Annotated in this window: 1 protein-coding gene (running past one end of the window); it reads left to right on the top strand. The window is 64.0% G+C overall.

Annotated features, from left to right (window positions below; genetic code table 11):
- Positions 1–15,248: the 3' portion of a leucine-rich repeat protein gene (locus J3R75_RS16475; protein WP_307263859.1), read on the top strand. It extends 12,850 nt beyond the left edge of the window; the window shows 15,248 of its 28,098 coding nt (coding positions 12,851–28,098); its start codon lies off the left edge, out of view; it ends in the stop codon at positions 15,246–15,248.

The following is a 15,248-nucleotide window of genomic DNA, read 5'->3' as shown; positions in this document are numbered from 1 at the left end:
ACGGCACGCTTGTCCTCCTTGCCGGCTTTGAGAGCAGCGACCCAACTGGCGTCACTCTGCGCTACACGACCGATGGCAACATCCCCGGCCCCGAAAGCACCGCCGTCGCCAGCCAGCAGATATCCCTCACCGGCGGCAACTGCACGGTCGTACTCGCGCCCTTCCGCGGTGAACAGGGCGAGCTCCTTTGCGGGCCCGTCATCCGTCAGTCCTTCCTGGACATGAGCCCCCTCGCCGACGCCGTCAACGACGCCAGCCTGGCTTTCACCACCAGCGTCGACTACCCATGGAGCCCAATGGACACCACAGACCCATGGGGCTTTTCCAGCGCCGTCCTTACCGATGGCAGCGACGGCAGCACTGAGCCGTCATGGCTGCAGACCACCGTCCAGGGCCCAGGCTGCCTGAGTTTCTTCTGGGCGAGCAACCAAAACAGTTCACCCGGTTTCTTCACCGTTCTTGTCGACGACAACGCCGCCTTCACCCACAACGGCTCCAGCCAGGGCTGGCGCAAACAACGCCTGCAGATCGCCGAGGGCAGCCATCGCATCATCTGGCAGGCCGTCCGCGACGTCAGCGCCACCCGCGGTAACGGTCCCTATTTCATAGACCATGTCGTCTGGACGCCCGGCAGTGATCTCAGCTTCATTTTCGCCTCCGACGCCGACAACCATAGCGCCGTCCTCATGGACTACGTCGGCCAGAACGCTGTGGTGACCATTCCCGACAACGATGACGAAGGCAACCCCGTTGTCGCCATTGACCGCTTCGCATTCACGGACAACGGCACCGTCAACTGCCTCAGCATTCCTGCCGGCGCCGCCATGTTCAACGCCGCTGACGCCTTCAGTGGCTGCTACCGGCTCGGGGACATCCTCTTCCGTGGCGACCCGCCCAACGTCCTTCCCTCTTTCAACGCCTGGGCGACCATCTACTATCCCCATGACAACGCCGCCTGGGACGGCTACGGCAATAGCCTGCCTTACGCATTCCTCCCCCTGGCCTACCCCGCCGTTGCCGCACCGGTCATCTCCCGCGAAGGCGGCGAGCCCGACACCTTCGCCGACTGCTTCAGCGCCTCTCACGTGCCCACTTTTGCCGTCCCCGCCGGCACCACGGTCAGGTACACCCTGGATGGCTCCGCGCCACAGGCCGACAGTCTCAGCGACAGCGGCGCGGCTATCACCACCGGCGCCCGCATCGCCGCCCGAGCTTTCCGCAACGTCGGCGGCATCCAGCTGCCTTGCAGCCCCCTCGCCCGCCGAACCTTCGTCAACAGCGACGAACTCAGCGATGCCGCCGGCGCGTCCAAAGTCCCCATCGCCTTCCTGACCGACGGCGACTCCCCATGGCACATCAAAAACACCCGCTATGACGACGTCGCTGACGCCGTCATCGCCTCCGAAAACATGCTGCCCGGCACCAGCTCAACCCTCTACGCGGCCTTCGTCCTCCCTACCGACGGTCTCTTTGCCTACACCGAAAAGGCCCCCGCCGGCGAGACGACCGCGCAGTTCACCTGCGTGATTGTCGATGACCAGCAAAACGAAATCGCCGTCGTCCCGGAAAGAAAGGATCTCGGTGTCTTCACCGACGCCCTCAGCAACAGCCAGGACCTCCTGACCCGCGTCGTCTACAAGTTGCCCGCCGGCAGCTACGGCGTCGCCTGGACCCTCGCCGTCCACACGCTAGACTACAGCCGCCCCCAGGCGTATGTCAATGACCTCGCCGCCGTCGCCGAAAAAGCCGCACTCACCCTCGTCGCCGACCCCGCCGGCGCCGGCACCTTTGCCGCCAACGGCGTCCCGGGCAGCTCCTTCCAGTTCCTGATCGGCGACACGGTCAGCATCAATACCACCGCCAACAGCGACTATTTCTTCTCAGAATGGCTGGATGGCGTCAAGGATGCCACCCGCTCCGTCGTCATCGCCGATCCGGCCGGCTTGCCCGCCAACCCCAATACCTACACCGCGTCCTTCACGCCAGCTATTCAGATCAACACTGCCAGCGAACCCTCCGGCATCGGCTCCGTCAGCGGCGGCAACCGCAAAGTCCCGCTCGGAACCAATATCGCCCTCGACGCCTATCCGCCCAGCTACGGCTGGCGCTTCAACCGCTGGGCCGATGACGATGACGACCCCGCCACCAACCCCATCCCCGCCAGCCGAACCTTCACCACGACCACGGCGCATCACAACCAGACTTTCACCGCCATCTTCTCCAGGCAATTCTACGTCTATGCCTACCCCAGCGGCGGCAACGTCACCGGCGCCAACCAGTACTACGACGTCGATTCGCCCGGTGATGCCGTCCTCGTCACCCTCACCGCCGTGCCCTACAATGAAAATTACGCCTTCGTCTGCTGGGACGACAACAACAACGGCGTCTTCGACCCCGGCGAATCAACCAATCCCACCCGGGACTTCAGTGTCATCTGGTCAACGCTGAACAGCTATTACCGCTTCTACCCCTACGCGCTATTCAAACAATCCGCCATCATCAAGGTCAATTTCGCCGATGTCGCTGACGCCCAACTCGGCAGCTACACCGTCAGAGACGCCAACGGTCAGGTCATTCCCCTGGCGGACATCCAAGCCGGCGTGCGCCTTGCCGTCGGCACCCCGCTCACCCTCAGTGCTCAGGCGGCCGATAACTGCCGGCTCAAACGCTGGATACAGGGTGGGTACAACTACTACGACAGCGCAACCCTGGACATCAGCGTCAGCTCCTCCGAATACTACAATACCTACTACGCCGATTTCGTCCGCAGCGTGCAATACCTGGTCGCTCTCGCCGATGGCAGCCCCGCCGGCGCCGGCTTCCGCATCCACCGGCCGAATAGTGCCGACGATCTGCCCGCCAGCGGCTTGGCCGACACCGGCGAAACCCTCGTCCTCGAGGCCATCTGCCCTGAATATTACCGCCCGCGCTGGCAGGACGACAACAGCAGCGCTTCTCGCAACATCGTCACCAGTGACGTTCCCGCGCAAAACAGCTATGTCCTCTCCCTGATCCCGACCTACACGGTCGTCCTCACCGTCAGCCCCGACGGCTGCCCCGCCAACTATGTCAATTTCAGCACCCGCAACGTCGACGTCGGCACCGCCGCCCAAATCACCGCCACCCCTCAGCCCAACGATGGCCAGTACTGGCGCTTCCGCACATGGTCAGACGGCGACACCAACGCCAACCGCAGCGTCAACTCTGACACCAGTACGACCCTGACCTTCACCGCCCAATATGAGCGCTATGCCCGCATCAATGCCAGCGTCGCCACCGGCAATGCCTACAACGCCGGCTATTTCGAAGGCACCGGCGACTACAGCGTCAGCGACACAACACGGGACGTCACCGTCACCGCCAAGGCCAACGACGGCTATCGCTTCGACCGCTGGACCGATGACGCCGCCACCAATCTCCCCGACCCGACCAACCCTGCCCGCACGGTCGCCATCAGCACCGCCGACAAACTCCTCCAACTGCGCGCCAACTTCATCCGCACTTACCAAGTCAGCATCGGCGTCTACCCCGGCACCGAAAATTACGGCAGCATCACCGCCGGCGCACTGGACAACGCTACCATTGACTCTGGCACCGAAATATCCTTCACTGCGACACCCAACGCCAACAGTCAGTTCATCCGCTGGTGGCTCAACGGCTACCAGGAAAACGATCCGAACCCCGGCCGTACCGTCACCATCACCCGCAACGCTACGTATCTGGCCGAATTCGCCAGCCAAGCCAACATCACTGTCAGCCTTGCTGCCGGACAGGAAAACTGGGGCTGCCAGGCCGGCGTCGTCAACGGCGACAACTCCCTCACCACCAGCGGGAATTTCCCGGTCGGTATCCGTCAGACCATCGAGGCCCGCCCCGCCGCCAACCACCGTTTCGTCCGCTGGTCCGACGGCAATACCAGCAGCCGGCGTTCCATCTCCCTCACCATTGCGGGATTCGCCATCTCTGCCGAATTCGCCCAAACCACCACCCTCACTCTGGACTTCACCACCGCCCCCGCCGTCCTCCCCGACGGCGTCAGCGCCCCAACCATGAACTGCCGCATCGGCAGTACGTCCATGACCTTCTCGGCCACCACCCCGGCCAACAACACCCGGACCTTTGACGTCGGCCAGTACAGCGTGGGTTACAGCACCAATGGCGACTGGACCGCGCCGGCGGCCGATAACATCGATCTCGTGTTCGGCCAGCCATTCGTCCTCTCCCGCAGTTTCACCCTAATCACCAAGGGCAATCTCACCGGCTACCTCAGCCCCTCCGAAATCGCCGGCGCCTGGCGCATCAAGAGCACGGCCGACTGGCTTGCCAGCGCCACCACCATCAACGTTGAAGCCGGCACCTACACCATTGAATTCCAACCCGTCGCCGGCTGGCTCACCCCCGCCGAGCGCCAGGTCACCGTCATCGCCAACCGCAACGTGTCCTTCAACGCCCCCTACTCCGCCATCGTCCCCGGCGTCGAACTGAGTTTCTCACCCGCGGAAATTTCCGAAGCCGCCGGCCCCAATGCCGCCATCGCCACCCTCCGCCGCGTCGCCCTGGACGGCAATCCCATTGACAAAACCAAAACCCTGACCATCTACCTGAGCGTCAGTGAAGCCAACGCCTTGATTCTCCCCAGCACCACCATCGTCATCCCCGCCGGCCGCGACTTCACCCAATTCCCCCTCGGCGTCATTGACAACGCCACCCTCGAAGAAATGCTGAAAGATGACACCGGCAACGACATCGCCCGCGGCCGCCAGATCACCCTCTCCGGCACCGTCGCCATGAGCGCGTCCTGCAACTGCAACGGCAAGCCCACCGACGGCGTCGGCGAACGCCCCATTGCGGCCGATTTGATCCTCTGGGACAACGACAGCCCCGCCCTTGGCGTTGTCATTTCGCCCGCAACCCTCCCAGAACGCGACGATCTCTACCCGCAGGCCCTCACCATCAGCCGCAATGACGAAGTCCCAGCCGGCGACCTCCCCATCACCCTCACCGCCTACGTCAGCGGCACTGCCACGCCTGACGACGGCACCGAAATCCAGTTCTGGCTCGATGGCGCGCGCCTGCCCTTCGCCACCGAAAACGACTCCACGGCCTCACTGGTCACCATTCCTGACGGCCAACGCAGCGTCAAAGTCGATGTCCTCGCCTGCAATGACGGCAAGGTCGACGGCAATCAAGTCATTTCCATCTTCGCCGACGCGGCCAACTACGCCCCGGGTTCCGGCTGGGCCATGGTCAGCGACCTCAGCTTCCCTGACTACTCCATCAAGAATCTGACCACGCCCGCGCAAGCGCTGGAATCCGACAGCGTCCACCAGCTGCCCTTCACCCTCTTCAATGGCGGCAACATGGACGCGCCCGTCGGTCTGCAGATTCCCATCGCCGTCCACGCGTCGCGCACGAACAGCATCGGCAACGACACCTTGCTCATGTCCTCCCACATCGTCGTCAGCAACGACCATCCGCTACCCAAGGGCGGCAGCATCGACACCGTCTTCAATGTTCCGCTAGCTAACCTCACGCCCGCCAACAACTGGCGTTTCTGCGTCGTCGTCAACCCCAATGGCTCACTGCGCGAAGTGAGCACCTTGGACAACCAGACCTGGAGCGGCCAGTTCCCGATCGACGCATCCTACAACCCATTGCTCGACCCCATCGCCGAGGGCACCTGGATTCTCCCCAACGGCAACCTCGAACTGACCGGCACGGTCACCAAATCCGCCACCAACGCCACCCCGGTGGCCGGCGTCGACCTTGATGTCTATGTGGTCATCGGCGACTACCGCCGCGTCATCCCCGCCACCAGCGACGCCAACGGCGCCTTCAGCGTTGCCTACACGCCCACCCTGGCCGAACGCGGCCATGTCATCGCCGGCGCCTGCTATCCCGGCACGGAAACCTCGGCCAAACAGCAGGAGTTCGACGTCCTCAGCTTCAATTATCTTGCTGGTGGTCGCCCATACATCTTCTGGAATGTCACCACCGACACGCCCAGCAATTTCAGCCTGACCATCAGCAACCCCAACGCTACCGCCCTCACCGGCATCCAGGCCAGCGTGACCCTCCCCGATCCCGAACTCAAGTTGCCCGTGCCAGACCTGAACACCATTCAGACCAGCTTCCCGGATCTGCCAGACACCCTCGCCGGCGGCGCCAGCGTCGTCATCAACTACAGCGTCACGGCAACGGCGGCCACCCCCGGCCGCGATTACCGCCGGCCGATCCTGCGCTTCACCAGCGCCGAAGGAGCCGTGCTGAACATACCCATCTACTTCTTTGCGATCCCGCAGTTTGCCGAACTCGCGGTGACTCCCGTGAGCATCGATACCACCATGCAAATTGGTGTCAGCCGCACGATCGACATCACCATCAGCAATACTGGCGCCATTGAAACCGGCCCCATCACCATCTCGGCCCCTTCGCTGACCTGGTTGACCATCGCCTCCGGCGCCACCATGACCAGCATTCCCGCCGGCGGTTCGGCAACCCTCACCCTGCAGCTGCGCGGGGACAACACCACCGAGCTGGGCATGCCGCTGAGCGGCGCCATCGCCATCAATGCCGCCAATGCCCAAAACGGCGTGCGTCTGCCTTTCCGCGCCATGGCCGTCTCCGAAGACAAGGGCACCATCCGCGCTTCCGCCGTGGATGAGTTCACCTACTTCGAGAAAGGCAACGAACCACGCGTGAAAAACGCCACCGTCACCGTCAAAAATCCCTACACCGGCGCCGTCCTCGGCACCGGCAATACCGGCGAGGACGCCTTCTGCATCATCGAGAACATCCCCGTCGGCAAAGCCCAGATCGTCATCAGCGCCGATAAACATGAAAGCGCCACGACCCTCATCGACATCGCCCCCGGCCAGCAGGCCAACGTCGAACTCTTCCTCAGTTTCCAGGCCATCTCCTACAAGTGGGACGTCGTCCCCACCGAAATTGAGGACGAATACGAAGTAGTGCTCACCGTCGTCTATGAAACCAACGTGCCCATGCCCGTCGTGCGCACCGATATGCCAACTGACTTCCGCGACATGCTCCCCGGCACCACCCGCCTGGTCAACGCCGTGCTCACCAACGAAGGCCTGATCGCCGCCCACAACGTCCGCCTCGATATCTACAACGCCGGCAGCTTCACCTTCGAGTGCACCCAGCCAGACGATGGCCAGACGCTGCTGCCACAACAGGCGACCGTCCTGCCCGTCATCGTCCGCCGAGCCGCAGCCACAACCCGCGTCGAAGACCCCTGCACCACGCGAACCGTCACCGTCTACTACTACGAATGCGGCATGGACTTCAAATGGCACCGCTATGAAAAACAAGTCCAGCTGCGCGTCTGCCCACCGTCAATCGGCGACGGTGGCTCACCCGGCGGCGGCGGCGGCGGCGGCGATTTCTCCCCCGGCGTGCCTTCGACCGGCACCGCAGCTTTCACCTCCCCCAGCATTCCGCCCCTGCCATCCATTCCCGACAGCTGCATTCCCTGCCAGAACGGCATCCTCAATGCCGCCCTCAAATGCGGCCTGGGCTTCCTCCCCATCGGCTGCGTCCTCGGCGTGGTTGACGCAATAGCCAGCGTGGCGACGAATTATAACCAGGGACTGGCGGGATGGAGCAATATCGTCGCCGACGGCGCTCTGGCCGGCCTCGGCTGCGTCGCCGAAGGCACCTACGGCAAATTCGCTAATATCCTCGGCTGCATCAAGGGCTTTCTGGGAGCCTGCGACGGCCTGGACGGCAAGCCGCCAACCCCCTTCCCCATCCCCGGCTACATGGACGGCTTCACTGAAGCCAAGTCCCGCGGCCCCAGCGAGCTTGGCGCCCCCAGCTGGGTCGAAGAAGCCCAGAACATTGCCTTCATCGGCTACCGCCAGGCCGGCCATCACGCCGAGGCCCTCATCGAATACTATGGCGATGACCTCTGGCTGGAAGCCGAAAACGCCCAGCTCAGCGCCTTCAACAAGGTCTTCAAGCAACTCACTGTCACCACCAACGGCGTGGCGCCGGTCATTGCCGAAAACGCCCCCGAGCTCATTGCGGTGTTGCCAGACAACCTGTCCCTTGACGACTTGGCCGCCTTTGTCGCCCGCTGGAACCGCACCATGGCCTACTGGCAGAGTCTGCCCGGCGGCCCCGATACCGAACTGCCCGGCGACACCGACGGCAACGGCGCCCCCATCATCAGCCTGACCAAACTCATTGGCATCAGCGATAACATCGAACAGTGCGAAGAGGATGCCCACGCGCTCGGTTATACGAATGTGCAAGAACTGGTCAAAGCCCAATACGCCTACGCGTTGGAAATGGCATCAAGCTCGGCTTCCGTCTGCGCCAAAGTCACCCTGGAGATCAAGCAGAAGATCAGCATGACCCGCGAGGCTTTTGACGGCACCCTGACCATGACCAACGGCCACGAAACAGAAGCCATCACCGCTCTGGGACTGCAAGTCAGGGTCACCAACGCCGCCGGCGAAGATTGCACCGACCTCTTCGAAGTCCTCACCCTCACCGACAAGTTCAACGGCATCACCGCCATTGACGGCACTGGCACCCTCGCCGCCAAAACCACCGGCTCCGCCATGCTGCGCTTCATCCCCGAACGCGGCGCCGCGCCCGAATCGCCCGTCGTCTATAACTTCGGCGGCACCCTCACCTACATCAACCCCTTCTCCGGTGCCACGGCCACCATCGAACTCACGCCTAGCACCCTCACCGTCAACCCCAGCCCCAGCCTGCAGATACACTACTTCCTGCAGCGCGACGTGCTCGGCGACGACCCCCTCACCAAAACCGTCATTGAGCCGTCCTATCCCGCCGAACTCTCCGCGCTGGTCTACAATGACGGCTTCGGCGTCGCCAAGAACTTCCGCATCGACTCCGGCCAGCCCAAGATCATCGACAACGACAAGGGCCTGCTCATTGACTTCGCCCTCTGGGACTACAACACCGAAGCGTCCATGCTCAACGGCCAGCCCAATAACGCGCCACTGGGCCAGGTCAACCTCGGTGACATCCAGCCCAAGACCACCGGCCTCGCCCAATGGTGGCTTACCAGCTCCCTGCTCGGACACTTCATCGACATGGAAGCCAAGTACTCCCACCTTAACAGCAACGGCAACCCCGAGCTCAGCCTGATCGAGTCCGTTGACATCCACGAGCTCATCCGCAGCGGCAAAGCCCTCGACCGCGATACCACCATCTTCCTGGTCAACGATGTCCTGGACGGCTTCGACGAGCCGGACACGATCTGGTTCCAGGACAACGCCCAAAACACCGTCGCGCTCACCGACAGCCACCTCATCCTTAGCGGGCCGACTCTCAACCTCAACGTCAATCCGCCGACGGTGACCTTCGAGATCGAGGCCCTCCAGGATGGCTGGCACTATATCGCCATGGACGACCCAGCCAACACCGGCTCCATGCCTGGCGAAAGACGCTATGAAGTCGCCGCGACCTTCCGCAACGACACCCCCACTCGCGCCGACATTGAACTGCCCTTCCGTAACTGCTGGCAGACCGACCGGACCATCCCCGACGGCGCCGACCCCATCAACGAGAACAAACTGCACCTGATGGATTCCCTCACGGCCGGCATCTACACCTACACCGTCACCCTGACCAAGCTCCCCGAGGCTACTCTCCGCGTTTCGCGCTTCGCCGCCATGAGCTCCAAGAACGAAGATGTCAGCAACTACATTGTTACCGGCGATGTTGACAAAGTCACGGTCATGTTCAATACCAAGATCGACCCGGCCACCTTCACCACCGACGACATGACGCTCCGCCGCCAAGGCGTGCTCATACCCGCCTCCGAACTGGCCGCCGCACTCACCATCACCGCCGATCCCGAGGATGAGTTCGAGCTCAGCTACGTCATCTCCGGCCTGAGCGCCTTCACCAACCAGAATGGCTTCTTCGTCCTCACTGTCCAATGCGCGGGCATTGCCGATCCCGAAGGCTTCTTCGGCGCCGTCGGCAAACAGCTCATGTGGGTCCGCCAGCACGATTATGTCAGCGGCATTCCACCGGCGCCCAGCCTCTACAGCATGGAACGCATCGTCCCCGAAGCCGGCATGGATGGCGAGTTCGACGTCAAACTCAGCTTCCTGGGCAATATCGACCCTGAAACCGTCACCACCACCGGCCTGCGCCTCAAGAAGAATGGCCAGATCATCGTCCTGCCCGCCGGCGTCACTATTGCACAGGATCCCGTCAATCTCGGCGAGTTCTTCATCAAAGGCCTGGGCGTCCTGCCGGCCGTCGTGGACTTCTACTCTCTGCGCTTTGACGCCTCGGGCGTCAAGGACGTTCTCGGCACCAGCGGCACCGGCCTGCGCTCCGTGGCCTGGGGCAATGACGTCACGGCGCCTACAGCTATCGCCAACCTGACCCTGACGCCTGACACCGGTCTCTCCGCGACCGACCGCGTCACCCAGCTGGCCGCTAACGCAAATCTCACCCTCGCTGGCACCCTGCCGGAGCTGCCCTGCAGATACCAGCTCTTCGTTCAACCCGCCGCCGGCGGCAAAAGTAGCGTCCTCACCGACGACATCTTCGTCCCCGAGGACGGCAGCACCGCCATGAGCATCCCCTTCAACCTGGCCGAAGGCAGCTACACGCTAATCCTCCTGATCAAGGACGAAGCCGGCAACAGCACCGAACAGCCTCTCTCGCTGGTCATTGACAACACCGCGCCACAAGCTCTCGTCAATAGCGGCATCGCTCCCGACACCGGCGACAACGCCAACGACTTCATTACCCAACTCGCATTGGCCGAAACCCTGACCTTCAACGCCCAGGCCAGCGAAGTTCCCTGCCGCGTTGATGGCAGCTGCCTTGCCAGCGCCACCCGCGCCGCCACCGACCTCGGCGGCAGCAAGACCTTCGCCGCCGATGATGATCCCGCCTTCCACTTCGACGCCACCGGCATCGGTGAAGGCAGCTACGTCATCACCACCGTCACTACCGACCTGGCTGGCAACAGCACCACCAGTCAATATCCATTCCAGGTCGACAATACGGTGCCGGTTTTTGCCGCCTTCACCATGACGCCCGACTCTGGCTACGCCAGCGACGACTTCCTGACCCGGGGCAACTCCTTCGAGTTCCAAATCCAAAGCAGCGAAACACCTGTCACTGTTCAAGCCAACATTGATGGTAACGCCCAGAGCGAGGTGCGTCTCGACGCCGTGCCCAATCACAAATTCTCACTCAACTTGAGTGAGGGTACCCACGATCTCGCAGTCACTCTCCGCGACCCGGCCGGCAATACGACCGCTAAGCAGCAGACTGTCGTCATCGACAACACCGCGCCAGCCGCCATCACCGACCTGGCCATCGCGCCCGACACCGGCGCCGCCGGTGACTTCATCACCCAGCTCGCGGCCGCCGCCCAGCTCACCCTCAGCGGCACCCTGCCCGAGAAGCTCTTGACCGTCACCGTCGCCGAAGGCGCAAACGTCCTGGCCACCAAGACCTGCGTCGGTGACGACCAGGCCTTCGCCCTGGCCTTCCTCCTCGCTGAAGGCAGCCACGCCCTGGTCATCACCACCACGGACCGCGCCGGCAACAGCACGGTCCTCAACCAGACCGTCGTCATCGACAACACCGCGCCGGCTGCCGCCACCAACCTGGCCATCACCCCGGACACCGGCACCGCTGGCGACTTCATCACCCAGCTCGCGGCCGACACCGACATCGGTCTCGTTGGCGCGCTGCCCGAAAAACTCCTCACCGTCACCGTTGCCGAAGGTGCCACCGTCCTGGCCACCAAGACCGGCGCCGGCGACGACCAGGCCTTCGCCCTGGCTTTCCCGCTCGCCGAGGGCACGCACGCCCTGGCCATCAGCACCACCGACCAGGCCGGCAACCGCACGCTCCTTAACCAGGTGGTCGTCATCGACAACTCCGCGCCGGCCGCTATGGCTGACCTGGCCATCGCTCCCGACACCGGTCGCTCCGACAGCGACCGCATCACCAGCCAGAATGCCACGCCCGCACTCGGCATGCTCCTGCGGGCCGAAACCCGCGAGTTTGGCGTGGCGCCCACTCTCTCCCTCACCGGCACCCTGCCCGAAAAGGGCCTCAAGGCCGAGTGGTTCCGCAATACCGACGCGGGCTACCTCGCCCTCGGCAACCGCCAGTTCACCCAGGATGACGACACGGCCTTCAACGCCGCGCTGCCCGACCTGCCCGACGGCGTCTACTCCTTCCTCGTCCGTCTTACCGACACGGCCGGCAACGGCAGCGACAACGAACTGGCCAATGTCGTGGTCGACAACACCGCGCCAGCCGCCATCACCGATCTGGCCATCGCGCCCGACAGCGGCGCCGCCGGCGACTTCATCACCCAGCTGGCCGCCGATGCCCAGCTCACCCTCAGCGGCACGCTGCCCGAGAAGCTCCTCGCCGTCGTCATCACCGAGGGCAACCAAACTTTGGCAACGAAGATCTGCGCGGGCGACGACCAGGCCTTCGTCTTGGCCTTCCCGCTTGCCGAAGGCACCCACGACCTCACCATCACCACCATAGACGTCGCCGGCAACAGCACCAACCTTGAACAAACGGTCGTCATTGACAACACCACACCAGCAGCCGTCACCGCTCTGGCCATCGCCCCCAATACCGGCACCGCCGGCGACTTCATCACCCAACTGGCGGCCGACGCCGAACTCACCCTCAGCGGCACGCTCCCTGAAACGCTGCTGACCGTCACCATCAGCGAAGGCGAGACCGTCCTAGCTACCAAGACCTGCGTGGGCGACGACCAGGCCTTCGCACTGGCCTTCCCGCTTGCCGAAGGCTCTCACGATCTCGTGGTCACCACCACCGATCAGGCTGGCAACAGCACGGCCCTCAACCAGACGGTCGTCATCGACAACACGGCGCCAGCCGCCATCACCAACCTGGCCATCGCGCCAAATACTGGCGCCGCCGGTGACTTCATCACCCAGCTCGCGGCCGCCGCCCAGCTCACCCTCAGCGGCACGCTGCCCGAAAAACTCCTCACCGTCACCATCGCCGAAGGCCAAACCGTCCTAGGCACCAAGACCTGCACCGGCGACGACCAGGCCTTCGCCCTGGCCTTCCTCCTCGCCGAAGGCACTCACGCCCTCGTCATCACCACCACCGACGTCGCCGGCAACAGCACGGTCCTCAACCAGACCGTCGTCATCGACAACACCGCGCCGGCCGCCATCACCAACCTGGCCATCGCGCCCGACACCGGTACCGCTGGCGACTTCATCACCCAGCTCGCGGCCGGCGCCAACCTCACCCTCAGCGGCACCCTGCCCGAAAAACTCCTCACCGTCACCATCCGCGAAGGCGCCACCGTCCTGGCCACCAAGACCTGCGCCGGCGACGACCAGGCCTTCGCCCTGGCCTTCCCGCTCGCCGAGGGCGCGCACACCCTCGCCGTCACCACCACCGACCAGGCCGGCAACAACATCGTCCTCAACCAGGTGGTCGTCATCGACAACTCCGCGCCGGCCGCTATGGCTGACTTGGCCATCGCTCCCGACACCGGCCGCTCCGACAGCGACCGCATCACCAGCCAGAATGCCACGCCCGCACTCGGTGTGCTCTTCCGGGCCGAAACCCGCGAGTTTGGCGTGGCGCCCACTCTCTCCCTCACCGGCACCCTGCCCGAAAAGGGCCTCAAGGCCGAGTGGTTCCGCAATACCGACGCGGGCTACCTCGCCCTCGGCAACCGCCAGTTCACCCAGGATGACGACACGGCCTTCAACGCCGCGCTGCCCGACCTGCCCGACGGCGTCTACTCCTTCCTCGTCCGCCTCACCGACGCCGCCGGCAACAGCAGCGACAACGCGCTGGCCAATGTCATGGTCGACAACACGGCGCCAGCCGCCATCACCGATCTGGCCATCGCGCCCGACACCGGCGCCGTCGGCGACTTCCTCACCCAACTGGCAGCCGCCGCCCAGCTCACCCTCAGCGGCAACCTGCCCGAAAAACTGCTGACGGTCACCGTCAGCGAAAGCGAGACCGTCCTGGCCACCAAGACCTGCGAAGGCGACGACCAGGCCTTCGCCCTGGCCTTCAACCTCGCCGAAGGCACGCACGCCCTCACCATCACCACCACCGACCTCGCCGGCAACCGCACGACCCTCAACCAGGTGGTCGTCATCGACAACACCGCGCCGGCGCCGGCCGCCGGCCTCGGCCTCACCCCCGACCACGGCCTCTCCGCCACCGACGGCATCACCTGGCTGGCAAATACCGAGGAGCTCACCCTGACCTTCCTCCTCCCGGAACGCCCTGTGCACGTCGACCTGTCATATCGCGTCGATGGCTCGGAAACCTTGCACGCACTCAATCAGGCCGAGCGCACGGCCGAAGAGCCTCTCCAGGCGTCCTTACCCGTCACCCTCCGCGATGGCGGCAGCTACACGCTGGTAATGACCATCAGCGACCCGGCTGGCAACACGTCCACCGAGGCAACCCTGCCCCTCACCATCGACGCCACGCCGCTTACCGTCGCCGTCAGCGACATGCCCGTCAAGCCCGGCGATGCCGACAGTCTCACCATCACCTTCAGTGACGACATCGTCGACGGCGAGTTCACTCCCGCCAACATCGCCCTGAGCTTCGCCGGACAGCCCTGCCCGCTGTTCGCCCTGACCCGCGTGAACGCCAGGACCTACACCCTCAGCAACCTCCTCGAACTCGTCAATGACGACGGCGACTTCAACCTCACCATCACCCTCGACGGCCTCCACAAGGCCCTCTCCGGACTCCCCGGCGCCGGCACCCACCAGGAAACCTGGTCCTTTGCCTTCGACAACCCCGCCTACGCCTGGCAGCCCGGCTGGAACGCCATCTTCCTGCCCTTCGACGAGATCACCCCAAGCACCCGGGACGGCCTCACCGCCATGCTCCGCTTCAAGGTCATCACTTTCGCGGCTGCAACCAACAACGCGAATGACGCCAATGGCGCCATGGTCATCACCCATGACGAGCCCCTCATGGCCACTGCCCTCTGGGTCTTCTGCGCCGATCCGGCCACCGCACCACAACTGCGCGGTGTCTTCGGCGCCAACCAGGAACCAGCAATACCGGCGCTCACCCCCGGCGAATGGACCTTCACCGGGCCACGGCACGAAATGCCGGTTCCTGAGGCCATCACCGCCTGGGAATGGCGCAACGGTATCTACGTCCGCGCACAGACACTCCTGCCCGGACACGCCTACTGGCTGTTCCTCGCCCCTGAAGAATAG

Source organism: Oligosphaera ethanolica, assembly GCF_030814695.1.
Lineage (GTDB): Bacteria > Verrucomicrobiota > Lentisphaeria > Oligosphaerales > Oligosphaeraceae > Oligosphaera > Oligosphaera ethanolica.
Note: the sequence above shows the minus strand (reverse complement) of the source record. Positions and strands in the feature narration are given on the sequence as shown.